General features: G+C 60.5%; 24 protein-coding genes. 8 read left to right on the top strand and 16 right to left on the bottom strand.

From position 1 onward, the window contains the following. Positions 1 to 1,485 (top strand): adenylyl-sulfate kinase (gene cysC, locus VJV58_RS16555; protein ID WP_324138446.1); only part of this gene is annotated, 1,485 nt, incomplete at its 5' end. 185 nt (positions 1,486 to 1,670) lie between these two features. Then, entirely contained in the window at positions 1,671 to 3,833 is a 2,163-nt protein-coding gene (locus VJV58_RS16550; RefSeq protein WP_324138445.1) for a malate synthase G, read from the top strand. A 40-nt stretch (positions 3,834 to 3,873) separates the two neighbouring features. Here the strand turns inward: VJV58_RS16550 and VJV58_RS16545 are convergent, their stop codons facing one another. The 3 genes from VJV58_RS16545 to VJV58_RS16535 form a co-directional block, all read right to left on the bottom strand. Then, positions 3,874 to 4,029 (bottom strand): Thivi_2564 family membrane protein, encoded by a 156-nt coding sequence (locus VJV58_RS16545; protein WP_324138444.1) that lies wholly within the window; start codon positions 4,027 to 4,029, stop codon positions 3,874 to 3,876. Positions 4,030 to 4,160: 131 nt separating this feature from the next. Then, positions 4,161 to 4,814 carry a DUF2865 domain-containing protein gene (locus tag VJV58_RS16540; RefSeq protein WP_324138443.1) on the bottom strand — a complete coding sequence of 218 codons (654 nt, stop codon included), beginning with the start codon at positions 4,812 to 4,814 and terminating at the stop codon, positions 4,161 to 4,163. Positions 4,815 to 4,842: 28 nt separating this feature from the next. Continuing rightward, on the bottom strand, positions 4,843 to 5,670 hold the full coding sequence (locus tag VJV58_RS16535; RefSeq protein ID WP_324138442.1) for a L,D-transpeptidase: 828 nt from the start codon (positions 5,668 to 5,670) through the stop codon (positions 4,843 to 4,845). A 238-nt stretch (positions 5,671 to 5,908) separates the two neighbouring features. On the opposite strand from VJV58_RS16535, the gene VJV58_RS16530 reads away from it, so the two are divergent. Continuing rightward, complete coding sequence (locus tag VJV58_RS16530) at positions 5,909 to 7,027, top strand: AI-2E family transporter (RefSeq protein WP_324138441.1); 1,119 nt, start codon at positions 5,909 to 5,911, stop codon at positions 7,025 to 7,027. A gap of 72 nt (positions 7,028 to 7,099) precedes the next feature. On the opposite strand, the gene VJV58_RS16525 is transcribed toward VJV58_RS16530, so the two are convergent. The 3 genes from VJV58_RS16525 to VJV58_RS16515 form a co-directional block, all read right to left on the bottom strand. Further along, positions 7,100 to 7,306 carry a DUF6494 family protein gene (locus tag VJV58_RS16525; RefSeq protein WP_324138440.1) on the bottom strand — a complete coding sequence of 69 codons (207 nt, stop codon included), beginning with the start codon at positions 7,304 to 7,306 and terminating at the stop codon, positions 7,100 to 7,102. Between the two features lie 15 nt (positions 7,307 to 7,321). Next, complete coding sequence (locus VJV58_RS16520; RefSeq protein ID WP_324138439.1) at positions 7,322 to 7,591, bottom strand: hypothetical protein; 270 nt, start codon at positions 7,589 to 7,591, stop codon at positions 7,322 to 7,324. A 152-nt stretch (positions 7,592 to 7,743) separates the two neighbouring features. Further along, on the bottom strand, positions 7,744 to 9,654 hold the full coding sequence (locus VJV58_RS16515; protein ID WP_324138438.1) for a propionyl-CoA synthetase: 1,911 nt from the start codon (positions 9,652 to 9,654) through the stop codon (positions 7,744 to 7,746). A 168-nt stretch (positions 9,655 to 9,822) separates the two neighbouring features. Here VJV58_RS16515 and VJV58_RS16510 point away from each other — a divergent pair, with 168 nt between their 5' ends. Continuing rightward, positions 9,823 to 11,367: a sodium:proton antiporter gene (locus VJV58_RS16510; protein WP_324138437.1), complete on the top strand. Its 1,545-nt coding sequence runs from the start codon at positions 9,823 to 9,825 to the stop codon at positions 11,365 to 11,367. A gap of 20 nt (positions 11,368 to 11,387) precedes the next feature. Here VJV58_RS16510 and VJV58_RS16505 read toward each other — a convergent pair whose 3' ends face one another. The 4 genes from VJV58_RS16505 to VJV58_RS16490 form a co-directional block, all read right to left on the bottom strand. Continuing rightward, complete coding sequence (locus VJV58_RS16505) at positions 11,388 to 12,191, bottom strand: glucose 1-dehydrogenase (RefSeq protein WP_324138436.1); 804 nt, start codon at positions 12,189 to 12,191, stop codon at positions 11,388 to 11,390. Positions 12,192 to 12,230: 39 nt separating this feature from the next. After that, on the bottom strand, positions 12,231 to 12,641 hold the full coding sequence (locus tag VJV58_RS16500; protein ID WP_324138435.1) for a DUF1850 domain-containing protein: 411 nt from the start codon (positions 12,639 to 12,641) through the stop codon (positions 12,231 to 12,233). Further along, positions 12,602 to 14,707 carry a TRAP transporter permease gene (locus tag VJV58_RS16495; protein WP_324138434.1) on the bottom strand — a complete coding sequence of 702 codons (2,106 nt, stop codon included), beginning with the start codon at positions 14,705 to 14,707 and terminating at the stop codon, positions 12,602 to 12,604. The genes VJV58_RS16500 and VJV58_RS16495 overlap by 40 nt, the downstream gene beginning before the upstream one ends. Before the next feature lie 222 nt (positions 14,708 to 14,929). Then, positions 14,930 to 15,877 (bottom strand): TAXI family TRAP transporter solute-binding subunit, encoded by a 948-nt coding sequence (locus tag VJV58_RS16490; RefSeq protein WP_324138433.1) that lies wholly within the window; start codon positions 15,875 to 15,877, stop codon positions 14,930 to 14,932. Between the two features lie 207 nt (positions 15,878 to 16,084). On the opposite strand from VJV58_RS16490, the gene VJV58_RS16485 reads away from it, so the two are divergent. After that, positions 16,085 to 17,254: a YncE family protein gene (locus tag VJV58_RS16485; RefSeq protein WP_324138432.1), complete on the top strand. Its 1,170-nt coding sequence runs from the start codon at positions 16,085 to 16,087 to the stop codon at positions 17,252 to 17,254. 77 nt (positions 17,255 to 17,331) lie between these two features. On the opposite strand, the gene VJV58_RS16480 is transcribed toward VJV58_RS16485, so the two are convergent. After that, a complete protein-coding gene (locus VJV58_RS16480; protein ID WP_324138431.1) occupies positions 17,332 to 17,811 on the bottom strand; it encodes a hypothetical protein in 480 nt (159 codons plus the stop codon). Positions 17,812 to 18,061: 250 nt separating this feature from the next. On the opposite strand from VJV58_RS16480, the gene VJV58_RS16475 reads away from it, so the two are divergent. Further along, positions 18,062 to 18,337 carry a hypothetical protein gene (locus VJV58_RS16475; protein ID WP_414641513.1) on the top strand — a complete coding sequence of 92 codons (276 nt, stop codon included), beginning with the start codon at positions 18,062 to 18,064 and terminating at the stop codon, positions 18,335 to 18,337. Here the strand turns inward: VJV58_RS16475 and VJV58_RS16470 are convergent. Both VJV58_RS16470 and VJV58_RS16465 read right to left on the bottom strand, forming a co-directional pair. Beyond that, complete coding sequence (locus VJV58_RS16470) at positions 18,295 to 19,602, bottom strand: hypothetical protein (protein ID WP_414641512.1); 1,308 nt, start codon at positions 19,600 to 19,602, stop codon at positions 18,295 to 18,297. The genes VJV58_RS16475 and VJV58_RS16470 overlap by 43 nt on opposite strands. A 61-nt stretch (positions 19,603 to 19,663) precedes the next feature. Further along, positions 19,664 to 20,296: a CoA pyrophosphatase gene (locus VJV58_RS16465; RefSeq protein WP_324138429.1), complete on the bottom strand. Its 633-nt coding sequence runs from the start codon at positions 20,294 to 20,296 to the stop codon at positions 19,664 to 19,666. Positions 20,297 to 20,373: 77 nt separating this feature from the next. On the opposite strand from VJV58_RS16465, the gene VJV58_RS16460 reads away from it, so the two are divergent. Both VJV58_RS16460 and VJV58_RS16455 read left to right on the top strand, forming a co-directional pair. Further along, entirely contained in the window at positions 20,374 to 20,796 is a 423-nt protein-coding gene (locus VJV58_RS16460) for a PaaI family thioesterase (RefSeq protein WP_324138428.1), read from the top strand. Between the two features lie 28 nt (positions 20,797 to 20,824). Beyond that, a complete protein-coding gene (locus tag VJV58_RS16455) occupies positions 20,825 to 21,838 on the top strand; it encodes an aldo/keto reductase (RefSeq protein ID WP_324138427.1) in 1,014 nt (337 codons plus the stop codon). Positions 21,839 to 21,887: 49 nt separating this feature from the next. Here the strand turns inward: VJV58_RS16455 and VJV58_RS16450 are convergent, their stop codons facing one another. From VJV58_RS16450 to VJV58_RS16440, 3 genes are all read right to left on the bottom strand, one after another. Further along, on the bottom strand, positions 21,888 to 22,940 hold the full coding sequence (locus VJV58_RS16450; RefSeq protein WP_324138426.1) for an NAD(P)-dependent oxidoreductase: 1,053 nt from the start codon (positions 22,938 to 22,940) through the stop codon (positions 21,888 to 21,890). Positions 22,941 to 23,027: 87 nt separating this feature from the next. Next, positions 23,028 to 24,047 carry a GGDEF domain-containing phosphodiesterase gene (locus tag VJV58_RS16445; RefSeq protein WP_324138425.1) on the bottom strand — a complete coding sequence of 340 codons (1,020 nt, stop codon included), beginning with the start codon at positions 24,045 to 24,047 and terminating at the stop codon, positions 23,028 to 23,030. Further along, the gene (locus tag VJV58_RS16440) at positions 24,031 to 25,542 is read right to left on the bottom strand and encodes a sensor domain-containing diguanylate cyclase (protein WP_324138424.1); all 1,512 of its coding nucleotides are present in this window, start codon (positions 25,540 to 25,542) and stop codon (positions 24,031 to 24,033) included. The genes VJV58_RS16445 and VJV58_RS16440 overlap by 17 nt, the downstream gene beginning before the upstream one ends. Between the last annotated feature and the right edge of the window lie 296 nt (positions 25,543 to 25,838).

Genomic DNA, 25,838 nt, shown 5'->3' with positions numbered 1-25,838 from the left:
CGCGACCAAACCAGACGCCATGGCTATCTTTTGCACTTGCTTGGCGTCAAACAGGTCGCCGTCGTCGTCAACAAGATGGACCGCGTCGATTTCAGCGCGGCCCGATTCACGGCGATCGCCGATGAGATCTCCGGTCATCTTGAAGGTCTCGGGATCACACCCTCGGCGCTGATTCCGATTTCCGCCCGAGATGGCGACGGTGTCGCCGAGCGCACCGGCCGCATGAACTGGTACAACGGACCGACCGTCGTCGAGGCACTCGATGCGCTCGAACCGGCGCGGCCACTCGAACAACTCGCGCTGCGGCTCCCGGTACAGGCGATCTATAAGTTTGACGATCGGCGCATCGTGACCGGGCGTGTTGAGTCCGGTCAGCTCACGGTTGGCGACGAGATCGTAATCATGCCCGCGGGAAAGGTAGCAAGGATCAAGAGCCTCGAAGGTTGGCCGGCCGGGCCGATCAATGGCAGCCAGAGCGCGGGACAATCGGTTGGCGTCACGCTCGATCGCGAGCTGTTCGTCGAGCGCGGCGACGTCATTGCCCATATTGGATCCGGCCCGCGCGAGGCACGGCGCATTCGCGCGCGCATTTTCTGGCTGCATGACAAGCCGCTGACAACGGGCGCGTCCATACTGGTCCGGCTCGGCACGCGGGAAAGCCGCGCCAGCATCGTCGCAATCGAGAAAGCGGTCGATCCCGGTGAACTGGCGAGCGTCGAGAACAAGTCCATCGCGCGCAATCACGTCGGCGAGATCGAGATTTCGCTGGCGCAGCCGGTGGCCGCTGACCCCTATGCCGATAACCCGCGCACCGGCCGGCTCGTGATCGAGATCAACGGGCGCATTGCGGGTGGCGGATTGGTGTTGTCGGCGGGCGCAGAGCAACCTGCCATCCGCGCCGAAATCGTGCCGGTGGAATCTGCGCTGCGCCCGGATGAGCGCTCGGCGCGTTATCGCCACCGTGGCGCAGTGCTGTGGCTAACCGGCTTGCCGGGTTCGGGCAAATCGACTCTGGCGCGGGCGCTGGAACGCAAGCTGTTCGGCAATGGCGGTTCGCCGGTACTGCTCGACGGCGATACACTGCGCGCCGGGCTCAACAGGGATCTGGGTTTCTCTGCCGCGGATCGTCGCGAAAACATTCGACGCTTGGCCGAGGTCGCCGCACATCTGGCGCGGAATGGCCAGATTGCGATAGTCGCTGCGGTTTCGCCCTCGCGCGAAGATCGTGCGTCGGCGCGCCGGATCACCGATAATTGCTTCCGCGAAATCTATGTCGCGACGCCGGCCGAGATTTGCGAAAGCCGAGATCCCAAGGGGCATTACGCCAAAGCGCGCGCCGGAAGGCTGCCGGCATTTACCGGCATCAGCGGCGATTACGAGCCGCCAACCGACAGCGAATTGACGATCGACACCTCGTTGCGTTCCGTCACGGAGGCGATTGACGACATCGAGCGCATGCTCGCGGCCTCAGACATTCTGTTCTGACCGGGGCGGCCATTCTCTGTGCGGCCCAATTTGGCTGCGCGCCTGCTGTATTTCAGACGTTAACAGCTCTTCTCATCTGCCGGGCTTTAAGGCTAAAAGGGCTTCGAACCCGCCCAGGGTTGATTGTCGTTTGAACCTGAAGCCCGCGCTCTGCCGCCGGCCTTCTCCCGAGAAAAATTCAGATCATGAATCGTATCGACGTCCACGGATTGAAAATCGCCCCGGTTTTATTTGATTTCATCGCCAAGGAAGCCACTCCCAAAACTGGAATATCCGCGGACGCGTTCTGGTCCGGGCTTGCTGCTATCCTGCGCGACCTCGCTCCGAGGAACCGTGAACTGCTGTCGTTTCGTGACCAGTTGCAGGCGAAAATCGACGACTGGCATCGCGCCCATAAGGGCAAGACATTCGACATGAATGCCTACACCGCATTCCTCAAGCAGATCGGCTATCTGCTGCCGGAACCGGCGACGCAGAAAGTCGAGACCGCCAATATCGACGAGGAGATCGGCAAAATCTGCGGGCCGCAATTAGTCGTGCCACTCACTAACGCGCGCTACGCACTCAACGCGGCCAACGCGCGCTGGGGCAGCCTTTACGACGCGCTTTACGGCACGGATGCAATCCCGCACGACCCAGGCGAAGGCGGCAAAGGCTACAGCAAGGCACGTGGCGACAAGGTGATCGCCCGGGCAAAGGCTTTCCTGGATTCCGCCGTACCGCTCGTGACGGGAAGCCACGCCGGCGTGACATCGTACAGCGTTATCGCCGGTCAGCTCGCGGTCAAGCTCAAGAGCGGCAACACCACGGCCCTGAAATCGAGCGGGCAATTTGCGGGCTACCAAGGTGAGGCTTCGGCGCCGAGCGCGATCCTGCTGGTCAACAACGGCATGCATATCGAATTGAAGATCGACCGCGCCCACATGATCGGCAAGGATGATCCGGCCGGTGTTGCCGATGTAATCCTCGAATCGGCGGTCAGCACCATCCTCGATATGGAAGACAGCGTTGCGGCGGTAGATGCCGACGACAAGGTTCTGATCTACCGCAACACGCTCGGGCTGATGAACGGCACGCTAGCCGCCGATTTCGAAAAGGGCGGCGCGATGCTCAAGCGCGCGCTCAATCCCGATCGGATCTACAAGACCGCGGACGGCAAGGAGCTGAGGCTGCATGGCCGCAGCCTGCTGTTGATGCGAAATGTCGGCCATCACATGTTCACGGATGCCGTGCTCGACGCCAACGGACACGAAATTCCGGAAGGCATTCTGGACGCCGCCGTCGCGGGTCTGCTCTCGATCCATGACCTGAAGGGTAACTCGAAGACGCGCAACAGCCGCACCGGCTCGGTTTACATCGTCAAACCAAAAATGCACGGCCCGGATGAGGTGGCGCTGACATGCGAGCTGTTCGGTCGCGTCGAGAAAATGCTGTCCCTGTCCGAGAACACGATGAAGATCGGCATCATGGATGAGGAGCGCCGTACCACGGTGAATCTCAAAGCCTGCATCCAACAGGCGCTGAAGCGAATCGTGTTCATCAATACCGGGTTTCTCGATCGCACTGGCGACGAGATCCACACCTCGATGGAAGCCGGACCGATGATCCGCAAGAACGACATGAAATCGCAGCCCTGGATCAAGGCCTACGAAGACTGGAACGTCGATATCGGCCTGATCGATGGGCTGCCCGGCCATGCCCAGATCGGCAAAGGCATGTGGGCCGCGCCCGACAAGATGGCCGACATGCTGGCGCAGAAAATCGGACATCCGCAGGCCGGCGCCACGACGGCGTGGGTGCCTTCACCGACAGCCGCAACGTTACACGCGCTGCATTATCATCAGGTCAACGTTCTGGAGCGTCAGCAGCAACTCGCGAAAGGCGGACCGCGCGCCAAGCTGTCCGATATCCTCACCATCCCGGTATCGCAATCCAACTGGGCGCCGGACGACGTGAAGCAGGAGATCGACAATAACTGCCAAGGCATTCTGGGCTACGTGGTGCGCTGGATAGATCAAGGCGTGGGCTGCTCCAAGGTTCCTGATATCCATGATGTCGGATTGATGGAGGATCGCGCCACCTTAAGGATTTCGAGCCAGCATTTAGCCAACTGGCTGCACCAGGGCGTCATCACCAAGGAACAGGTGATGGAATCGCTGAAGCGGATGGCTGTCGTGGTGGATGAGCAGAACGAAGGCGATCCGCTCTATCGACCGATGGCGCCCGGCTTCGACGGTGTCGCGTTCAAGGCGGCTTGCGATCTGATCTTCAAGGGGCGCGAGCAGCCGAACGGCTACACCGAATTCATCCTTACCGCCCGGCGCCGCGAAGCCAAGGCAGCGGGATAGTCGTTGCGGTCTCCGAGCATGCGCCCGGCGCGTTCGTTAATCAGAATACCGCAATGTATTTCAGTAGCGAGATCACGCCGAGAATGATGACCACGACGCGCGCAATCTGTTTCGCGCGCCCATCGAGCGGCAGCAGATTGATTAGATACAGGACGAGAATAACGACCAAAAACGTAACGAGCACGCCGACTAGCATGAATTCCCCCTGCAGCGGTGAGAACGATCAGGCTTAACGCAGGGGGGAACTTTGGGTTCCAACGACGGAACCCGACTTTTTCAGGCTCGAACCCTTTGTTTCGAGCCGAAAGGAGGCTCGGGTCCGGCGGCCTATTCCCGCGCGACCACGGGAACGTGGTGATAGTGCGAAAGCACGGCTTTAGAGGCCGGCGTAAAGTTTAACGATGCGCCGCGCCTGTCGGCGCTCCGCCCGGCGACCATTAAACCTTGCGGTCCCGCCGCGACAAGGTCGCCCTTGCGAACGGTGGGATCGTCCTCAATCCTGAGCGGCGCGAGACCGAATTGATCCTTGCCGTTGCAAGTGCATCCGGGCACGATCTCGTCTCGATAGCGAAAGGCATTCCGCAGTTCTGAATAGGGCTTTCCATTTTCGGTTGCGGCATCATCGATATTGCTGCCGTAAACCAGTTTCGTATCGCTCGCCGGGCAGAAGCTGCTGCAAGACGCCGCCCGGCTCTCGTTATCGGGCCCACTTACCGGGAAATAGCGGCCGTCGCAGGTCCGCACGCAAAATGCTTGTCCGCCGTAGGTAATGACGCGCGCACGCCCGCGGTCCCGCGGAGGCATCGGCATGCCTTCACTTCCGAATGGCAGCGGAATCGCCGCACGCGGCGGGCGGCCTGCGAATGCGCCGAACAGCGCGGAGAGAAAGTCGTCCTCGGCTTGCACGGATCCGACCCAGGCCGACGCGACCAATACCGCGGTCACACCCAAAGCCACTGGACTGATCAGTCTCCGAACCATGTCAATCTCCGCGGCCGAGTTCGCAACGTCAGTACAGCGAGTTGGACAGGTTCATCGCCTGGCGTCCGGTGTGGACCGTCGCTACCGTAGGACGCGAAGGCACCCCTGCAGAACCAATGATGTTCGCTGTCCTCGCCTCCATTCGGCTGGGTTCAATCGCTCGAGCCTGAAGGTGCGGCGAATTTTTCGCCAGCACCACCACCTTGGTCCCGATGTCGACGCGGCTGAACAGATCCGTAACATCTTCATTGGTCAGGCGGATGCAACCTGAAGAGACAAACTTCCCAATTGTCGAGGGATCGTTGGTGCCGTGAATGCGGTACTCGCTTGAGCCGAGGTACATCGCGCGAGCGCCAAGCGGATTACCCGGGCCGCCGGCCATGAACCGGGGCAGATAGGGCTGGCGCGCGATCATCTGTGCCGGAGGATGCCAGTCCGGCCACTCTGCTTTGCGGCTGATGGTTTGCACGCCGGACCACGTGAAACCGTCCCGGCCGACGCCGACGCCATAACGGATCGCTCGGCCCTGGCCGAGCACGTAATAGAGCGCGGTGTTGCCGGTATCGATGATGACGGTGCCGGGTGCTTCCCGAGTGTCAAGCGAAACGACGGTTCGACGCAACCGCTCCGGGATTGCGCCGTACGATTGATCGTCCTCACGCGTGAGCGCCGGCTCATGTGTGGCCCGCATCGTGCTGTCTGTCGGCCAGCCGCTTTCGGCCGATGCGTAGCCCAGGACCTGCGCGCTCGCCGGTGTGCAGAAGGCGGCCGGCGCGATCAGTAATGCCGCGCCGAAAACGAGCGCGTTGATCACGCGCTGCGACGGGCCGCGATGGCATTCGGATGTATGTCTCATGATCTGCCCCAACGCGATGCGCATCGAACGATGCTTCTGCGACAACAAACGCGACGGGGGCTCCGCGGTTCCGTCATGGGAAGGAGACGAGGCGCACGTCAGTCCGACCGCACACCTGAGGGAGGGCTACGACGCGCCCACTGGAACTTTGTCTTACGCTGCCCGTTATAACCGCCGAACCCGTCGTCGCACGACGTCCGGGCGCGAGCGCCTGACAGCCGGTAGGGAGGAAAGCCAGTTGCGTGTCCTTCCCGACGAGCGCGCGCCTCCCAAAGAAAACGTCGGTACGCCGCTGCCAGAAAGCAAAAGCGAGCAGCCGCCTGTTATCAGGCGCGCGGACGCAGTCGCGTTTGCCCTCGTAGCACTTCTTGTCATCAGCGTTGTCGCCGTTCTTTATGTCGCAAAGGCTTTCTTCCTGCCCGTGGTGACGGCGTTCGTGGTCGGCACGATGTTGTCCCCGGCTGCGGGATATCTCGAGCGACGCCGGATACCTCGCGCGCTCTCGGCAGTACTGATCGTCAGCGCGGTGTGCGCCGGCCTCGCTTTCGCGCTGGGCCTGATCTCTTCTCCGCTAATGCAATGGAGCACGCGCCTGCCGGAGCTGGGATCGCGGCTAAAGGATAAGCTCCACGTTTTCGATCGACCGCTAGCACTGTGGCACCAGTTGGAGAGCATGGTGGGAGGTTCCGACACATTTGGCACCGCGCCATTCCAGATGCCCAAGCTGGACTGGGTACAGCCTACGCTTGAATTCCTGTCACCGACGTTTACGGAGTTTCTGCTTTTCCTGGCGACGCTTGTGCTCTTTATCGCAAGCTGGCGCGACCTCCGCCGCGCCCTGATTCTCACCTTCAGCGAACACGCCTCGCGACTGCGAACGCTGCGGATTCTCAATGAAATCGAGGAGCACCTCGGAGCCTATCTGCTCACCGTTACCATGATCAATCTGGGGGTCGGAGTCGCGACTGGTTTGATCTGCGCGCTCACGGGCATGCCGAGCCCCGCTGGCCTTGGCGCCCTCGCGGCTACGCTGAATTTCGTTCCAATCATCGGCCCTGTCGCGATGTTCGTGATCCTGATCCTGGTCGGCGTGGTCGCGATGCCAACGCTTGGCGCCGGCTTGATGGCGCCGCTGGCGTTTGCCGGCGTGACGTTCCTCGAGGGCCATTTCGTCACGCCAACCATTATCGGACGCCGCCTCGAGCTAAACGCACTCGCGGTGTTCGTCGCGATCGCGTTCTGGACCTGGTTGTGGGGACCAATGGGGGCGTTCCTATCCTCCCCACTGCTGATCGTGGGGCTAATCCTCAAGGAACATCTGATGCCGGAGGACTCGCCGCAGCTTCCGGAGGACTGAACGGCCATTAGTGACCCGGCATCGCCGAATCCGCATGCATCCATTTCGGGGAAGACTTGTCGGTTCGGTTTTTTAGCCGAGTTCGATGTCCCCGGTAACCTCGTGCGAGAGGCTGACGCCGCCGACCGTGAGAACCATTTTGGCGGGCAGCTTCTCGTGGCCCTTGAGCCGCCCACTTGAGATTGCATCCCGGACCACTTTCTCGATCTCGCGTTGCGAGGTGATGCCCACCTTCTTGAGAAACTTGCGCAGGCTGGCGTTGAAGGCATCTTCGTTCATGGTGGACTCCTGAAGTTAGGGGTGGTCCGGATGGTTCAGCATGTATTCGCCGAGATCGCGTTGGCGACGATCGGCACGGGCGACGGCGTTGCTGCGCAACACGTCTCGATCCTTGCGGCAGGCGATATATTCTGATGACCCGACCGCGACATTGTTGGCACGGCAGAACGTGTCGTCGTCCTCACCGAGAGTGGAAACCGGGAGCTCGCCTCGTTGCGCACAGCCGCAGAGAAATAGCGTAACAAGCGCCAGCGCGATCGGTCGCTTCGCCGAAATAAATTGCATTTGTACTCCGATATGGTCGGCTTGTACTGCCGCGCGCACAGCGGTCTTAGCGCCAGATATCGCCGCAATCCATCGAAAAGCACGCAGGCTTATTCAGGGCAAGGACACCTCGACGGGCCGGCGTGAAATCAACCATGCGCCGAGCAGATTTGTCACGCCCTGCTCTTGAGCGCACTACCGATTTCCTCCAGCACCTTGGGATCCTCAATTGTGGCCGGCATGGTCCACTGCTCGCCGTCGGCGATCTTTTTGATGGTGCCCCGCAGGATCTTACCGGAGCGCGTCTTGGGCAACCGACCGACCGTGATCGCAAGCTTGAACGCCGCTACCGGCCCGAGCTTCTCGCGCACCAGGGACACGATCTCCTTTTCAATCTCGACATGGGTTCGGCTGACGCCGGCCTTCAACACCAGCAGGCCACAGGGCACCTCGCCCTTGATAGCATCCTTGATGCCGAGCACCGCGCATTCCGCGACGTCCGGATGCGAAGCGAGTATTTCTTCCATGCCTCCGGTGGAGAGCCGATGGCCGGCGACGTTGATGATGTCGTCGGTGCGGCCCATCACGAAGATATAGCCGTCCTCGTCCTTATAACCGGCGTCGGAGGTTTTGTAGTAGCCGGGGAACTCGTTGAAGTAGGCCTGCTTGCAACGCTCGTCCTGCTGCCAGAGCGTCGGAAGACAGCCCGGCGGCAGCGGCAGCTTGATGACGATCGAGCCCATGGTCCCCGCCGGCAGGGGCTTCGCCGCTTCATCCACGACGTCCACCTGATAGCCCGGCATCGGCACCGTCGGCGAGCCGTGCTTGACCGGGAGCTGACCGAGGCCCATCGGATTGCCCGCGATACACCAGCCCGTTTCGGTCTGCCACCAGTGATCGATCACAGGCACCTGCAATTGTCGCTCCGCCCAATCCACCGTCGGCGGGTCGGCGCGCTCGCCGGCGAGAAATAGGGTGCGGAATTTCGAAAGATCATATTGGCGAATGAACTTTCCTTCCGGATCTTCCTTGCGAATGGCGCGAAACGCCGTTGGCGCCGTGAACAGCGCCACCGCCTTGTGTTCAGAGACGACGCGCCAGAACGCGCCCGCATCCGGCGTGCCGATCGGTTTGCCCTCGTACATGATCGAGGTGGATCCGTGGAAGAGCGGGCCGTAGATGATGTAGCTGTGCCCGACTACCCAACCGATATCGGAGCCGCACCACCAGACTTCACCCGGTTTGACGCCGTAGAGATTGAACATCGACCATTTCAGCGCGACCAGATGCCCACCATTGTCGCGCACAACGCCCTTGGGCTGGCCTGTCGTACCGGATGTGTAGAGGATATAGAGAGGGTCGGTCGCCAGCACCGGCACGCACTCCGCCGACTTTCCGCCCGCCATGGCCTTGGCGCGCAATTCGGCCCAATCATAGTCGCGCCCGGAAGTGAGTTCGCATTCCTGCTGCGGCCGTTGCAGGACGATGCACGCGGAAGGTTTGCTGCTGGACAATTTTATCGCTTCGTCCAGCAGCGGCTTGTATTGCACAACGCGGCCGGGCTCGAGCCCGCAGCTTGCCGAGAAGATCAGTTTTGGTTTTGCATCTTCGATCCGGCTTGCGAGCTCTCTGGCGGCGAAACCTCCGAACACCACCGAATGCACCACACCGATGCGCGCGCACGCCAGCATCGCGACCATGGCTTCCGGCACCATCGGCATATAGATGATCACCCGGTCGCCCTTGGCGAGGCCGAACTCCTGCATCACGGCGGCGAGTGCCTGCACTTCCCGCAGCATTTCGGCATACGTGAGCTTGGTGACCGCGCCCGCCAGCGGGGAATCGTGGATCAGCGCCAGTTGCTCGGCGCGTCCGCCCGCGACATGTCGGTCAAGCGCGTTGTAGCAGGTGTTGACGATAGCGCCGGCAAACCAGCGGCCATACAAACCCACATCGGGATCGAAGATCTTTTCGGCCGGCTTGATCCAGTCGATTTCGCGCGCGGCCTCCTCCCAGAACCCCTCGGGATCAGCCATTGAGCGGGCATACACCTCGTGATAGCGGCTTTTGTCATGAACATTCATGGCGTGGCTCCCACGGCTTTCCTCGTGATCGCCGGGCAAGTCTGGCGCATTTGCGTTGTTCGGCAAATACCCAAATTAAGGTGCTACATTGGCGACCAATTTTGAACGGATACACTTGCACATCCTTCCAGGACCGCCCAACGATTTTACTGCCCAGGGAATTTCGGCTTGACCACATTCGAATGGATCATCGCATTGTTGCTCGGTGCCGTCGCGCTCTCCGCGCTGGCCCGGCGGGTTAAGGTACCCTATCCGACTTTTCTTGCGATCGGCGGCGCCTTTCTCGCCTTTGTTCCCAACAGTCCATCGTGGACGCTAGAGCCTGATCTGGCACTGGCGCTGTTCGTCGCTCCGGTGCTGCTCGACGCCGCCTATGACACGTCGCTGCGTGATCTCAGGCGCAACTGGCTTCCGGTTTCGACACTGGTGTTTGTCGCCGTCGGCGTCACGACCGCAACGGTCGCGCTGCTGGCGCACTGGCTCGTTCCGGACATGCCGTGGTCAGCCGCGATCGCGCTCGGCGCCATCGTGGCTCCGCCCGACGCCGCCGCGGCGACTGCCATACTCCGTCAAGTCAACTTGCCGTATCGGATTCTTAAAATCCTCGAGGGCGAAAGCCTGCTCAACGACGCCAGCGCTCTGTTGATCTACCGCATCGCAGTCCATGCCACCGCAGTCCAGCATTTCGAATGGCGCGAGTTTGCGCCTTCGCTCCTGCTGGCGCTGGCGGGCAGCATCGCGGCCGGATATCTGTTTGCCAAGCTTTGGATGCGGCTGACACGGCACGTCAGCGATGCGCCAAGCGCAATCATTCTGCAGTTTGCAGGCACATTCACGGTGTGGATCGCTGCCGAGCATGTCGGCCTGTCCGGCATCCTCACGATCGTGGCTTACGCAATCACCATTGCCCGCACCGCGCCAGCGCGGACACCGGCACGGCTGCGCGTACCGTCCTATGCCGTCTGGGAAACCATGGTTTTCATCCTGAACGTGTTGGCGTTCATGCTGATCGGCATGCAGTTGCACCCAATCTGGACACGGCTCGACCCAACGGTGCGGCTGGAATATTGCGCGGTTGCCGCTTGCGTTCTTGCCGCTGTCATTCTTGCCCGCATTGCCTGGGTAATGTTTTACGGAGCAACGCTGCGGGGGCTGATTGCGAAAGGCCTCTTTCATCCCAGAAATTCGGCGGCGGTACCTACACTCAAAGGCGGTGTGGTGGTCTCGTGGTGCGGCATGCGCGGCATCGTTACGCTGGCGGCAGCTTTCGCCCTGCCGGAAGGCTTCCCATATCGCGATCTCATGCTGCTGACCGCGTTTGCGGTTGTGCTTGGATCCTTGGTTCTTCAAGGTCTGACCTTGCGGCCGCTTATACTCGCGATGCGGCTAAAGGACGAGGATCCAGTGGCTGCCGAAGTCGCCCGCGCCCGCGCCGCGGCCTACCGCGCGGCGCTCGAGGAAATCGACGGCGACCCGTCCGAGGAAGCCGATATCCTCAGGATCGAGTATCGCGCGTTGCTGTTGCGGGCCGAAGGCAGTCCGGACGGCGGCGTCTCCAGCGGCGAGCTTCCCGCCGACCCGCTGCGGCGGCGCGCGATCGGCGCGGCGCGACAGTCAATCCTGACGTTGCGCCGCTCCGAGGAGATCGGCGACGATGCCTTTCACCAGCTCGAAGAAGAATTCGACCGCGCGGAGCTAAGCGCGCAAGCATGAATCCTCGCCGTTCCGGCGTACTAACTCACCTTCAAAGTAATGCCACCGTCGACCACCAGCTCGATGCCGGTGATGTATCTGGATTCGTCTGAAGCCAGAAACAGGGCCGCGTTTGCGACATCCCAGGCTTCCCCCATGTGTCCCATCGGCACCTGGGCATCGCGCGCCCGCCACATCGCTTCGATGTCGCCCTTTGCGTAACTCGCCGCAAGCCCAGCGGAATGCTCGACCATCGGCGTTTTCATCAGGCCCGGCAAGATGGCATTTACCCGTATACGGTCGGCGGCGAATTCGACCGCGGTGGTGCGCGTCATCTGGTTCATCGCGGCCTTGGAGGTAGCATACGTGACGTAGGAGATGCCGAGGTGGCGGATCGACGCGATTGACGAAATATTGATAATCGAACCTCCGCCCTGTCGCCGCATCACCGGAATAACGTGCTTCATAGTCAGAAATGCGCTTTTGAGATTGACGGCGAATACGCGGTCCCACTCCGCTTCCGACACCTCGATGACGCTTCCCATCTCGGCAATGCCGACGTTGTTGTCGAGCACGTCGATGCGGTCGTAAATCTTAAGACAAGCCTCCACCATGGCTTCGACCTCGACGGCGCGAGATACGTCGGCGGTAAAAGCGGTTGCGTTCCCTCCTTCGGATGCGATGATTTTGACCGTCTCTTCCGCCGCCGAAGCATTGCGATCGACGCAAAGTACCTCTGCGCCCTCGCGGGCAAACGTGACCGCAGTGGCTTTGCCATTACCCCATCCGGGCCCGACCGAACCGGCTCCGACCACGACAGCTATTTTCCCCTTGAGCCGGTCCATCGCACTCTCCCAATTAGCGTCCCGACGAACCGCGATCGGTCAGGGCTCGCAGGCGCGCATTATCGTGGCGTTGGCGCCGATCGGATGACCAAATATCTCAGACAGCGTCCGACATTGTCCAGCACCGCACAGGCGCCATTCCCCGGCTGCGCCGGAATTACCGAGCAGGAGTTTTGGGATTGGCGGACGCCTGGGCTGCCATTGAAACCAGCCATCGAGCAGCCGCGCCTCAGGTGGCGGCTCCATGCCAGCGCCCGAACCCTTCACGCGCGCCTGCATCAGCTCCAGGCCCGCTGTCGTTACGTGCCAGTCTTCCTGCCATTCGATTTTTTCGACCGAATGCGTCCACGCCAGCGTGAAAGCCGCAATCGACAGCGTCTTGAGGACGCCAGCCGATGCGAGGCAAAGGCTCAAGCCGGGGCCATTGCGGTGCGCGAACGCTGCCGCCATTGCCAGAGTACGATCGCAGCGGTGAGCAGGAAACCGGACGTGTCGCTGAGGGGGAAATCACCGAGCAGGCACAGCGCCGCGGCCAGTGAGATGCCGCGCTCAAGCAACGTGAGGCGCGTAAAGAGGAAGCCGATGGCGACCATGCCGAACAGCACGATGGCGATCGTCGCCTTGAATGTTGCGAGCGCCACCGCGCCGTAAAAACCGAGCTGTGCGATCATCGGATCCCCGGTCTGCAGCATCAGGGCCGGCGAATAGACGAATACGAACGGAATCACGTATCCGGCGAGCGCGATGCGCATTGCTTCCCAGCCGATCTTGTCGGGATTTTCCTTGGCGATCGGCGCTGCCGCCAATGCCGCCAAGGCGACCGGTGGCGAAAGATCGGCCATGATGCCGTAATAGAACGCAAACATATGGCTGACGATCAGCGGCACGCCCAATTTTGCCAGTGCCGGCGCGGCCAGCGCGGCGGTGATGATGTAGGTGGGAATGGTCGGGATGCCGGTCCCGAGCAAGATGGATAGCAGCATGGTCATGACCAGCGCGAGAAACAGGCTCTTCGCGCCCAATCCGATAATCCAGCTGCCGAATATGGTGCCGACACCGGTCTGCGTCATCATTCCAATGATGCTGCCGACGATGGCGCACGCCATGCCGACAGTCAGCGCGGACTTCGCGCTATCAGCGAGCGAATCCCGACAGGCCGTTAATGTAGCCCGTCCGCCGCGCGTCAACGCCGAGATCAGCACAAGAACAGCGACGAGGCCTGCTACCGGAACGATCTCGAGCCCATTGCGTGATAAGGCGGCGGAGACGAGCGCAAGCCCGACCCAGAACACATAGCGCAATACATTGCTGGATAGACCGAGCGTAATGCTTGTGCCCAGGATCAGCACCACTGTCAGCGCCAACCCCATGCTGCCGGCATAGAGCGGCGTGAAGCCCTCAAACAGCATGTAGACCAGCGCAGCCAACGGCAAAACCAGGTACCACCGGGCCACCAGCGCCTTCCAGGCACTGGGGACTTCCGAACTCTTCATGCCGACCAGGCCGTGCTTGCCTGCTTCCAGATGGACCATCCAGAACGCCGACAAGAAGTACAGCATCGCCGGGATCACCGCCGCCTTGACGATGACGGAATAGTCCACGCCCAGAGTTTCGGCCATGATGAAAGCGACCGCGCCCATCACCGGCGGCATAATTTGTCCGCCCATCGACGCAGTGGCCTCGACGCCCGCGGCAAAGGCGCGCCGATAGCCGAACTTGATCATCAAGGGGATGGTGAACTGGCCGACCGTGACGACATTGGCGACGCCAGACCCGGAAATCGTTCCCATCATGCCCGATGCAAACACTGCTACTTTTGCCGGACCGCCGCGGGTGCGGCCGAACAGCCCAAGCGAGACATCGGTGAATAGCTGGATCATCCCGGCGCGCTCCAGGAAGGAGCCGAACAGAATGAACAGAAAGATGTAGGTCGCGGAAACGTAAATCGGCACCCCGTAAAAGCCTTCGGTACCAAACGACAGATGCGTGACGATCTGGTCGAAGTCATAGCCACGGTGATTGAACGGCGCGGGCAAATACTGACCGAGGAACCAGTAAAGGATGCACGCGCCGCACATCAGCGGCAGCGCGAGACCCATCAGCCGCCGAGTACCCTCGAAGATCAGAACCGCCAGCAAACTTCCCACAGCAAGATCGAGGTGGGTCGGGTCGCCGTCACGGGCGATCAGGTCGGCATAGAATACCCACTGATAAAGCCCACAAAGGAAACCGACAGCGCCGATCAGCCAACCCGCAGTGCGGCCCGCGTTACTTTTTGCGGTGAAGTTGGCGACCAGGCCGAACGTCATCAGGATGAGGAAGCCGACATGGACGCCGCGGACGACCTGGCTCGGAAGTACGTTCCACGCAGCGACGACGAGCTGAAACACCGCGAACGCGATGCCCGTCGCATAGCCTAGCCATCCCCAGCCGCCTGGGCCAAATCCCTCGGGGAAACCATGCTCGAAATTGTCGAAGTCGACCTTGACGGCCGCCTCAGCGTCCGGACCCTGCATTTTCTTCCTTCCCCAGCGCCCAAAATTGCGACGCCTTTTGACCATTGACGGTGTTTCCGGAAAGTCGCGACCGGCCATGTCGCACTGTGTTGCGCGAGGCGCTATGGGCGACATGTTCTACAGTGTCGCGCCAATCAGTCGTTACGACTGCAACGAAGAATTTCAGCTCTTCGGCCGCGAAAGCGTTTGGGTCGGTCACTCCGGCAAACACGTATCGGGGCTCTACTTGATGAGGCCCTTTTCCTTGTAATAGCGGATCGCTCCCGGATGTAGCGGCACCGGGCCGCCCGTTGCCGCGGTCTCCAGCTTGATCTCCTTGCCGGCCGCGTGTGCATTCGCCAGTTCGGACAGCGACTCGAAGATGAGCTTGGTCATCTTGTAAGCAAGGTCGTCCGACACCGCTGAACTGGTCACGAGGTAATTGACGACAGCTGCGGTTGGAACATCCTTCTCTTGGCCGTTATAAGTGTTGGCTGGGATCATCACGGAAACAAATGGCGGCCCTATCTTGTCGACGACCTGCTTCGGGACCGAAACCACGGTGATGTCGGTTGACGTGCTTAGATCCTTTAGCGAGGCCACGCCGAGGCCAGCCGATTGCAACGTTGCGTTCAACTGCCGATTCTTCATCAGATCGACAGATTCCGCGAAGGGCAGGTATTCAACCTTGCCCATATCCTTGTAGCTCAACCCGGCAGCGGCAAGAATCGCGCGTGAGTTCAGTTCGGTCCCTGATTTGGGCGCGCCTACCGAGAGGCTTTTGCCCTTGAGGTCGGCCAACGTCTTGATGCCGCTGTCGGCTGTGGCGACTATCTGAATGTAGTTCGGATAGATCGCGCCGATGATGCGCAGTTTGTCCAGCTTGGACCTGAAGCCCGCTTCCTCATCGCCTTCCCAGGCGGCCTTGAGCGAATCGCCAAGCGTAAAGGCGAGTTCACCACGTCCCTGCTGTAGCAGGATCAGGTTTTCCACCGAAGCCTTTGTTGCCTGCACTTGGGTTTTGACGGCCGGAATCTTGTCGCCAAAGATCTTTCCGATCGCGACACCCAACGGGTAGTACACGCCGGACGTGCCGCCGGTCAGGATATTGATAAACTGCTGGGCCCGTGCCGGCGCAGCCGATAGGACCGCCGCCACCATAACGGCAGCGGCAACTGACTTCGAATTCATGCGGTGATTCTCCCGGGAACAGACCCGGAAATTGAACGGACGATGGCCCGGGGTCAAGCTTTTCCCGTGGCCCCAAGCTCGCCCGTAGATGCGGCATGCACCTCTGGCGACGCCGTCGCTTCGCACTGGCCAAGCGGGCGGTTCACCGCGTACTCTGAGGGTCCAATCCGGCCCATGAGAGGCCGGTCTTATCGGGAGAACGCTAGAATGTCTGTCAATCGTGCGGTTGGACTATCTCTGGGGGCGGCGATCCTGCTCAGCAGCAGCCTTCATTTCGCGTATGCCAATCCCTTCATGATCGTCGGCATGGACGAGAAGGTCTCATGGGACGATGATGGAAAGACCGTTCTGTCCGCGCCCGGCAAGGATCAGGTGCTGATCGTTGACCTTGCAACTCCCGAAAGCCCCAAGATCATCGCCAGCCTGCCGTTGAAAAACAGCATCGTTGGGCCACCGGTCAATCTGGATATCGACCCGACTGGTTCGGTCGCGCTGGTGGCGGATTCGGTTGATGTCGTAAAGGATGGCGACGCGCTGAAGCAGGTCCCGGACAACAAGGTTTATGTGATCGACCTCAAAGCCAGCCCGCCGAAACTGGCGGCGACCATTACCGCGGGCAAGCAGCCATCAGGGCTGAGCATCAGCCCATCCGGCAAGATGGCGCTGGTTGCCAATCGCGGTGACAACTCGATCAGCGTGCTCTCGATCAACGGTACCGATGTCAAGGTCACGGACACCATTGCGTTGCCCGACAGCGTCGCACATGTCGTTTTCACGCCGGACGGCAAACGGGCATTAGCGGTGCGCTTCCCCGCCCACAAGGTCTCGGTGCTCGACATCGCGGGCGACAAGGTAACCTATAACAAGATCGATTTGCCGACCGGCCAGTGGCCCTACAATGTCGTGGTGACGCCGAATGGAAAACTGGCGCTGACGTCGGACAATGGCGGCGCCGGCTCATCCGACGGAAGCGTCGACACCACCAGCGTGATCGATCTTGAAGCCAACCCGCCGCGCATCATTGACCGGGTGGTCGTCGGTGATGGGCCCGAGGGACTGGCGATGTCGCCGAAGGGCGATGTCGCGGTCGCCGCAATCCTGCGCGGCTCCAACATGAAGAAGGCATTTTTCTACAACAAGAACGGCAGCCTGTCGGTGCTGAAAATAGACGGCAAGAAGGTGAGCAAGACGCAGGACATCGAAGTCGGCGGACTGCCGGAGGCGGTCATGTTCACGCCTGACGGCAAATACATCCTGGCCGGAAACTACCTGACCCAGGATTTCTCGATCCTGCAGGTCAATGGAGCGAGGGTCACGGATACGGGCAAACGCTTCAAGGTCCCGGGACATCCGGCGTCGGCGAGAATGAGCCACTAAGAAGCTGGCGAGCGTTCGGGACGTCTATCACACATCTCGCGCGGCCACAGCGCTGAACTACCTCGCGCGCGAGCTAGTCACTGAAAGCTCATGTCGAGACATTTGGAGATGTCGGAGCCGAGGCCGGAACTAATGGTGATGCAGCCGCGAACCCTGCGGGCGTTGTTGTCGCTCGCCCAAATCGAATAGCCGCCCGGGCCAAAAAAAGAGTTGGTGTTGGGCGGCTCGGTTTCCGTTGCGTCGAAGGAGTAATTGGAATCTGTATCGAATATCCGCGGCTTCTTGGTGCAGCCGCCATCGCTCTGAACGTTGATCACTTCCTTGTTGTCGCGCGTCAGCGCCAGACTGACCTGGCACCTGAAATACTCCGACGTCTTGATGTCGAAGACATAGGCATAGGATTTGCAAGTCGCTGTGTTGAGTTTGCCTGGGCTTAGGCCCCGGCTACAGGAAATCCTTTGATTGTTGGACAGCTTGAATTCATCGGCCTGGGCAATTGAAACCAGCGTCACGAGCGAAAGCGCGAGGCCCAAAGTGATTTTTATGACGTGGTGCATCCGAATCATCCCTATGACGTATTTCGCAATACTTTCTTCTAGACTTAAATCCGGAACATAGTCGCACAGTCAGCGTCGGGAAATCCCATACGCTAGAACGGACGCGCTCAGCCAAAAGAAGAGTGGTCATTTCGAAAAATCTTGCGTTCGTGATTTGTTCAAAACCAGCGACGCACTGCAAGACAGAACTGTTGCTTCGGGAGCATGCAGAATGAAGAACTTTCGGGCCAATACTCTCAAGATTCCCTTGATGATTGTCGCGCTGACCACGGCGAGTACTCCCGGCTTTAGCGAAAACGCCAAGCCGACGCCTTGGGTGCTGTCGTCAGACATGGGCTACGCTTACGACAAGGAAGGCAAGACGTTTTCCTACAAGATGGGCACCAACAATGCGGGCCTGCTGCTCAAGGGAGCAAAGAAAGTGCCCAAGGGCACGTTGTTTTTCATCGGCCACAATGGACAGCTCTATATGAGGACCGGGCCTTACCTCGAAGGCGACGGCAAGTTCATGTTCGGCTCGGAGTAAGCCCCCGCTTCCATGGTCCGGGCAGATGCCGGACCTCGGCTGGTCGACACGGCCGCAACCCAGAACGCCGCCGCCAGTTCCTTTGCGCCCGGCAAATGGCTGTTGCTGTCCATGCGGGTGTCCGTCACCGCCAGCAGCTTCGCCACGGTATTGTGGCGGATCGCCACCGGATTGCGCTCGTAACCTGAGCGCTGGAAGAAATTGGAAGTCGGGACCTGCTCGCGCAGAGCCTGCGGCATGGTCACCATGTCAAGCCCAGTGCTATCGCCCGTCAGGTTCATCATTTCCAGTTCGGCGGCGGTGAGCGTGCGGTTGTAGCCTTTGGCTTTTGCGAACAATACGGACGTCAGAAGCTTGTGGGTCTGCAGCAACGGGCCGATATCGATGTCCAGCACCAGCGCGTGGAGCGCCCAGCCTTGCGGGGTATTGCCGAGCTTTTCGTGCTGCGCCCACTCGTCCGGCACCGACCGCGCCAATGCCACCATTCGCTTCAGCACCGCAATCTTGTGATCGATGGCATTGCGCGGCGCGCCGGACAGCGCCGCCGCCTTCTCAGCCAGTTCGTGGAGGATGCCGTCGCCTTGCTCGGCGAGCAGTTCGACGCTGTTGGTCGTGAGCAGCTGATTGTAGCCGATCGCGGTTGAGATCGCTCGCGAGCCTGGCCGCGATGCGCTCAGCCCCGATTGCATATCGTGATTGCCGTTACCACCGGTCTCGAACGAATAGACCCGCACCGCCTGCTCGGGAGTAAGCCCGGCTGCCGAAGCTACGCGGGCGTAGGCGCGCTTGAACTCGATTTCGCTGGTCGGCCGCTGAGGGACAAATTGAAAATATTCCGAGGCCGCCCTGACGAGATCGGCGACCACCGGAATGTATTTTCGCTCCGGGCGGCCCGGCTCCGGTTCGGCAGGCGACGGCTCTGGATTGACCGGCCGCTTCGGCCCGACATAGACAGGCGGTTGGGTCAGCACGTAATCATCCAGCCCGATCGGAAGCCCTTCGCGCCGCTTGGCATTGCGTCCGCGCCGTTTCTCCACGACCAATCCCCAATACGAGCTGGCTTGCGCCTCGAATGCGGCCCGGGCCTCCTGATACTCCCTGAGCTGCCGTCGATATTCCGCGATCGCCTGAGGCGACGCGCCTAGCGCCATCGCCTCAGCTGCTGCTGGCGCGAGCGCCGCCGAATCCATCGCCATCGCTTGCGGTGCGATCAGCAATATCACCAGCACATGCACGTAAAGAAAACGAATCCCCCGAGTCATCAGGGCATTCTATCGATCGTTTTCGGTAAGTCAGCCCCGAGGAGTCCCATTCAGGCTGATTTAGCTATTTCCAGGCGAACACCGGCTGTTCCAGCTCGGCCACTCGGGTTGCACGTCCGGCGAGCACTTCGCGGAACTGATAGATCAGTGCCGCCGTCGGCGCATGGATAAACTGGCCGGCGTGACGGTACCGGATCACGCGCCGATCGCTTTCGGGTATCGCCGTGAAGTCAAACGCGTTCAGCTGCTCGATGTTTTCCAGCGGTATGCGATGCACCGAGGCGACCTCGACCGGATTGGGGGAAATTATCGTGCTGGCGCCCGCCCAGACCACAACCGGCGTGATCAGATAGCCGGAGCGCGTTGGATATTCATCGAGCAAACCCAGCACATGCGATTCATCGATTTCTAGCCCAAGCTCTTCGTGAAGCTCGCGCAGCGCCGCGGTCACCGCGCTCTCGCCATCGTCACAGCGTCCGCCCGGCAACGCCCACTGACCCCGATGCGCCCGCAGCCCCGCTGCGCGCAATGTTAGCAGCAGCGCCGTGCCACCTTGCGGTTCACTGCCCTCGACCAGCGCGATGGCGACAGCGGCCCGTTTCAGCGACGGCGCAGGCTCGCTTGCCGGCAATCGCGTGAACTCGGCGCATCGCGCCGCGATATTCCGTCTGGTGGCATCGTCGAACGGTCTGGCCATCCGGCTTGACTACAACACGCCGGCGATTGATGAAATGAGGCGAATGCTGAATTGGCCCTGGGGCTGGAATGACTGCTATGACCGACAAGGCCGCGGAGAAGCTCAAGGCTTCCGGCTGGACCATGGTCGAGACCACCGGCTTCCTGCATCTGATCGGACCGCTATGGTACCGGAAGGTCGGTAGCGAGCATGAATACGCCCTTGTCGCGCAGGACAAGCATCATAACCGTCGCGGTCTGGTGCAGGGCGGAGTGTTGATGACGTTCGCGGATCGCACCTGTGGCATGAGTGCGCGGTATGTCTCGGGGCGGTCAACGCTGGCGACCATCCAGATGGACACGCATTTCGTCGAGTCCGGTAAGATCGGCGAGATCCTCACGTCGAAGCCGCGCGTCGTTCGCTCGACCAGGAGCCTGATTTTCGTCAGCACGGAGGTAACCGTCGGCGAGCGCTGTATCGCGATGGCCAACGGCGTGTTCAAGATATTGAAGAACGATTGACGCCTGAACTCACTCAAAGGAACGATCGATGCAATATCGACAGCTCGGCCGTAGCGGCCTGAAAATCTCGCCGATATGCCTGGGCAGCATGATGTTTGGCGGGCCGACGGACGAGCCAACTTCGATGCGGATTGTCGCCAAGGCGCACGAGGCCGGAATTAACTTCATCGATACCGCTGATGCTTATTCGAGCGGCAATTCCGAGCAGGTGGTGGGCCGGGCGATTTCCAACGGCCGCGATCGCTGGGTGCTGGCTACAAAGCTCGCCAATCCTATGGGCGACGATCCCAATCGCGCCGGGCTTTCCCGGCGCTGGGTGCTGCAGGCGGCCGATGAAAGCCTGAGGCGACTCGGCACGGACTACATCGACATCTACTATCTGCACAAGGAAGACCATTCGACGCCACTGGATGAGACCGTGCGCGCGATGGGCGAGCTGATCCAGAAAGGCAAGGTGCGTTATTTCGGCGTTTCCAACTACCGGGCGTGGCGGGTTGCGGAAATCTGCAACATCTGCGATCGCCTCGGCATCGATCGTCCGGTTGTCAGCCAGCCGTATTATAACGCGATGAACCGCATGCCGGAGGTGGAGCATTTTCCGGCGTGCCAATTCTATGGTCTCGGCATCGTCACCTACAGTCCGCTGGCGCGCGGCGTCCTGACCGGCAAATACCGCGCCGACGCGGCGCCCGACAAGGACACGCGCGCCGGCCGCAAGGATACCAGGATGATGCAGACCGAGTGGCGGCCTGAATCCATCAGGCTCGCGCAGGAGATCCGAAAGCATGCCGAGGCAAAGGGAATCAGTGCCGGACAATTCGCCGTGTCATGGGTGCTGAATTCTTCGTTCGTTACCGGCGTGATCGCCGGGCCGCGCACTGAAGAACAGTGGGACGATTATATGCGCGCCCTCGATTATCGATTTACCGCCGAGGACGAAGCACTGATCGATCGTCTGGTCGCGCCTGGCCATCCGTCGACGCCGGGCTATAACGATCCGGCGTATCCCATCGAGGGACGCAAGGCGCGAACGGCGGGATGATTATTCTGCGAGCCTCCGCCGTGTTCGGCCGTTCCTCCGCGTGCAGCCTTTAGCCCTCGCCCTCCAGGCCGGTCGGCATCGGAACGTTCTCGGGCGCGAGCTTTATGCCGGAGGCCAGCGCGACCGTTTCCAGCAACGCCGCGAAATCCTTGTCGAGGTAGGCGCTCGGGTCTGGCTTCAGCGTCGCGGCGCCAAAATGACTCTGCAGCGCCTCGCGTGTTGCAGCCGTCACCGGCATCGCGACATCGAGGTCGCGCGCGGCTTCCAACCCGAGATCGAGGTCTTTGCGCAGCAGCGCCGGCGTAAACGTCGTGGTCCAGTCGAGATTGACCAACGCATTGCTTTTGTACTTCGTGAACGTCGAGCCGAGCACGCTCGCGTTCATGAAATCGAGGAAGGCGTGACGCGGCACGCCAGCCTTTTGGGCCAGTACGGTGATTTCGGCCAGGTTTTGAACCACCACGCCGAGAAAGACGTTGTGCGCAATTTTGCAAACGCGCGCCAATTCGCCGTCGCCAACGTAAGCAACTCCGGAAGCTGCAATGGCTGCGAGATAAGGCTGCACCTCGTCGAACGCTGCTTTTGGCCCTGATGCGACCGAAGAGAGCTTGCCCGCTTTGACGCATTTACCGTTGCCGCTGACGGGCGCACTGACGAATTCGCAACCCAATTGCTTCAGCCGCGCCCGGATCGCTTCCGACTGTTCGATGCCGATCGAGGAGCAATCGACCAGGATTTTAGGATGCGACCCGGCAGTACCGGCAACAAGCCCATTGGCGCCGAAATAAACCTGCTCCAGATCGCTGCTGGTCGACACCATTGTGAACACGATGTCCTGACCGGCAAGCTGGCTCGGTTGATCGACGATGCGCCCGCCCTTTTTCGCCAGCGGCTCGGCCTTGGCGCGGGTTCGATTCCAGATCGCGACCGAATGGCCAGCCTTGAGCAAACGTTCAGCCATCGGGTAGCCCATGCGTCCCATCCCGATCCAGCCGAGTGAGTGTTTTGCCAATTTCTTCTCCTTGGATCTGACCTGCCGCTCCGCGGAAGATGCTGCTCGAGCAAAAAATGAGCTCAGATCATAACGTGCGGATAGCTTCATGGCGATTGATGATCGTCGCAGGAATGATGCGTGAAGTCGGATAAAAACAACGCCATAGCGGCAAGGTAGATCGCCGTCGGCGTAGCCTCAGGCCTTCACGGCGACGGCCTTGCGGACGTGAGTCGAAATTGGAAAAGCCGAAGGCTGCAGGGATGGCGACAATAAAGTGGGACGAAGCAGTAGGGCAATTGATTCCGCCGGGATCGGCCTGCTGAACAGGTAGCCCTGGAGCTCGTCGCACTCGTGTCCCCTCAGAAAGGCATCCTGTTCGGCTGTCTCGACTCCCTCGGCAACCACGGTCAGGCCCAATGCCTTGCCCATGCTGATGATGGCTTTGGCAATCGCGCGGTCCTGGCTGCTGTTCTCGAGATCCCGGACGAACGAACGATCGATCTTGATTGTGTCGATGGGGAATTGCTTCATCAGGGACATTGACGAATAGCCGGTGCCGAAGTCGTCGATCGCAAGCCGCACGCCGCGGCTTTGAATCTGATCGAGCACCCTGACGGCGCGATCCACGTTCTGCATCACCATGCTCTCGGTGATTTCAAGCTGCAACAGATGGGCCGGCATGCCGGTCGATATCAATAGTTCGTCGATATCGCGAAGCAGATTTTCGTCGAGGAATTGCCGCGGCGAAAGATTCACCGCCATCGACATTGAGGGGAGCCCGTCGCGCTGCCATGCCATATTCTGCGCGCAAGCGGTTTTGAGGACCCAAAGGCCGATCGGAAGGATCAGGCCGGTTTCCTCGGCCAGCGAAATGAAATCCATTGGGGGAACATTGCCGAGCTCCGGATGGACCCATCGTAATAAGGCTTCGAGGCCGGTGATCCGACCCGTCTGGACGTCAAGCTTCGGCTGGTAGTGCAGCGTGAATTGGTCAAACTCGAGCGCGTGACGCAAGTCGGCCTCAAGCATGAGTCGCTCGATCGACTGCGACTTGATTTCCGGCGAGAAGAAACGATAGTCGTTCTTTCCCTCTTCCTTCGCGAGATACATGGCGATATCCGCGTTCTTGGTCAGGGTCAGGGCATCGCTGCCGTTTTCGGGAAAAACGGCAATGCCGACGCTTCCGGTCGTGCTGCACTCATGCCCCGCAAGCAATTATCGGCGACGATAGCGCCGCGAGGATCTTGCGGGCGACCACGGCGGCCTGATCCCGGTCTGAAATCCTGTCGAGCATCACCACGAATTCGTCGCCGCCCAGGCGGCCTACGACATCGCTATTGCGTACGCAATCGCGGAGCCTTTTGGCAACCTCGATCAGCAGCGTGTCACCTGCGGCATGCCCAAGGGAATCGTTTATCACCTTGAACCTGTCGAGATCGATGAACAACACCGCGCATTGATGATTATCGCGCCGCGCCAGCCGGATCGATTGTTCGAATAGTTGATTGAACATTACGCGATTTGGCAGACGCGTCAGGTCATCGTGCGTCGCCAGAAACTGAATGCGTTCGTCGGCCTGGTTCTTTTCATCGGCACGATCGAAATTCTCCAACGCGAATGAGACGTTCTTCCCGATGCGCGTCAGAAGCGCGATAATCTCCTCATCCATTGCGCTCGATTTACTGAGGAAAAACAGGATCACGCCGATGCTCTGTCCGTCGTTGGTGAGAGGCACCCCGCAGCTCGCGAGCACTCCTGTCTGAAGGCTCGATTCGCGCCAAGGCTTGCCCTGATCGGAGTTAAGAACGTCCTCGTTGACGTGGGTCGACTGGGTCCGGAAAGCCTTGCCGCAGACTCCCCGGCCATAAACATCATCTGGATCGATCGAGAAGCGGGTCTGCTTGATCTGCTCGACGCTTTGGCCGGTGCCAACCACCGGCCGCAGCGAAGTGGTTTCCGGTTCGATCAAAAGCACGGCTGCCGCCAGCGAATTGCCGACGTGAACCGCTGCATCGCACACGAGCTGGTAAAGTTCAACCGGAGTCCTGGCGCGCAAGATGGCTTCATTGGTCGCGCTGAGCGCCGCATACATCTTGGCGAGCCGCCGGGCTGCCCTTTCGCTGCGCTTGCGCTCGGTTTCACGATCGAGATTGTCGAGCCCGAACGACAGATTGTCAGCCATGCGGGTCAGTAGCGAAACAGCGTCGTCGTCCAGAGAATCCGTTTCCGCAAGCGTCACCATTAAAACGCCAATACTCTTCCCCGACTGGATTAAGGGAAGCGCGGCGCTCGCGCCTACGCCCGCGCGACGTGCATCCTGCTGCCAGGATCTGACGCGCTTGTCACTGAACAGATTGTTATTGATGCAAATTTTTTGACTCCGGAAGGCCGTGCCGCATATGCCTCTGCCATAGACAATCGCCGGATCGATCGAGAACGGCACCTGGGTGAGCAGCCCGATATTTTCGCCTGCTCCTGCGACCGCTTTCAACATGCCGGTTTCCACTTCGGGAAGGAGAACCACGGTGCCGTTGAAATTTCCGCTTTGAAGCGCCGCTTCGCAGACCTGCTGGAAAAGCTCTTCCCGCGAGTTCGTCCGCAGGATGGCCTCATTCGTAGCGCTGAGCGCCGCGAACATTTTCGCGAGCCGCTGCAGCGCGTGGTCCGCGCCTTTGCAAACTGGTTGAAGCGATAGCGTCTGCGTGGACATCGTTCTCTCGGGTGAATCCGCTTTGGAGGCACCCAAAAACGCGCTGGCCTTTAGAGTGTTAGCTCGGCCGAATCGGGTCGCCTGAACGGATCTCTGTCTGGCGTCGGCGCCCGGGGCGACGAGCCAGGCACTTTGCTATCCGCTCCGGCCGTAATTACCAGAGCGAGTAAAAACAAAGCGTTACATCTTTTGATTGACAGGTGGTGCACAACGCAGTGGCGTCAACCCGACGATAACCATAGCCGCCTCGATTGGTTGCCGGGGTCGATGCCTTCGCGGGCTTTTAGCGCGCGCGT

Source organism: Bradyrhizobium sp., assembly GCF_035273305.1.
GTDB lineage: Bacteria > Pseudomonadota > Alphaproteobacteria > Rhizobiales > Xanthobacteraceae > Bradyrhizobium.
The sequence above is the reverse complement of the archived record's forward strand: the minus strand, read 5'-3'. Positions and strand labels throughout refer to the sequence as shown.

Coding starts and splice junctions, on each gene's coding strand:
- VJV58_RS16540 (WP_324138443.1), bottom strand. CDS start 4,814: ATGGTTCGGAGACTGATCAGTCCAGTGGCTTTGGGTGTGACCGCGGTA.
- VJV58_RS16520 (WP_324138439.1), bottom strand. CDS start 7,591: ATGCAATTTATTTCGGCGAAGCGACCGATCGCGCTGGCGCTTGTTACG.
- VJV58_RS16505 (WP_324138436.1), bottom strand. CDS start 12,191: ATGGACCGGCTCAAGGGGAAAATAGCTGTCGTGGTCGGAGCCGGTTCG.
- VJV58_RS16480 (WP_324138431.1), bottom strand. CDS start 17,811: ATGCACCACGTCATAAAAATCACTTTGGGCCTCGCGCTTTCGCTCGTG.
- VJV58_RS16550 (WP_324138445.1), top strand. CDS start 1,671: ATGAATCGTATCGACGTCCACGGATTGAAAATCGCCCCGGTTTTATTT.
- VJV58_RS16515 (WP_324138438.1), bottom strand. CDS start 9,654: ATGAATGTTCATGACAAAAGCCGCTATCACGAGGTGTATGCCCGCTCA.
- VJV58_RS16535 (WP_324138442.1), bottom strand. CDS start 5,670: ATGAGACATACATCCGAATGCCATCGCGGCCCGTCGCAGCGCGTGATC.
- VJV58_RS16440 (WP_324138424.1), bottom strand. CDS start 25,542: ATGTCCACGCAGACGCTATCGCTTCAACCAGTTTGCAAAGGCGCGGAC.
- VJV58_RS16500 (WP_324138435.1), bottom strand. CDS start 12,641: ATGGCGGCAGCGTTCGCGCACCGCAATGGCCCCGGCTTGAGCCTTTGC.
- VJV58_RS16525 (WP_324138440.1), bottom strand. CDS start 7,306: ATGAACGAAGATGCCTTCAACGCCAGCCTGCGCAAGTTTCTCAAGAAG.
- VJV58_RS16455 (WP_324138427.1), top strand. CDS start 20,825: ATGCAATATCGACAGCTCGGCCGTAGCGGCCTGAAAATCTCGCCGATA.
- VJV58_RS16495 (WP_324138434.1), bottom strand. CDS start 14,707: ATGCAGGGTCCGGACGCTGAGGCGGCCGTCAAGGTCGACTTCGACAAT.
- VJV58_RS16460 (WP_324138428.1), top strand. CDS start 20,374: ATGACCGACAAGGCCGCGGAGAAGCTCAAGGCTTCCGGCTGGACCATG.
- VJV58_RS16475 (WP_414641513.1), top strand. CDS start 18,062: ATGATTGTCGCGCTGACCACGGCGAGTACTCCCGGCTTTAGCGAAAAC.
- VJV58_RS16545 (WP_324138444.1), bottom strand. CDS start 4,029: ATGCTAGTCGGCGTGCTCGTTACGTTTTTGGTCGTTATTCTCGTCCTG.
- VJV58_RS16450 (WP_324138426.1), bottom strand. CDS start 22,940: ATGAAGCTATCCGCACGTTATGATCTGAGCTCATTTTTTGCTCGAGCA.
- VJV58_RS16465 (WP_324138429.1), bottom strand. CDS start 20,296: ATGGCCAGACCGTTCGACGATGCCACCAGACGGAATATCGCGGCGCGA.
- VJV58_RS16485 (WP_324138432.1), top strand. CDS start 16,085: ATGTCTGTCAATCGTGCGGTTGGACTATCTCTGGGGGCGGCGATCCTG.
- VJV58_RS16490 (WP_324138433.1), bottom strand. CDS start 15,877: ATGAATTCGAAGTCAGTTGCCGCTGCCGTTATGGTGGCGGCGGTCCTA.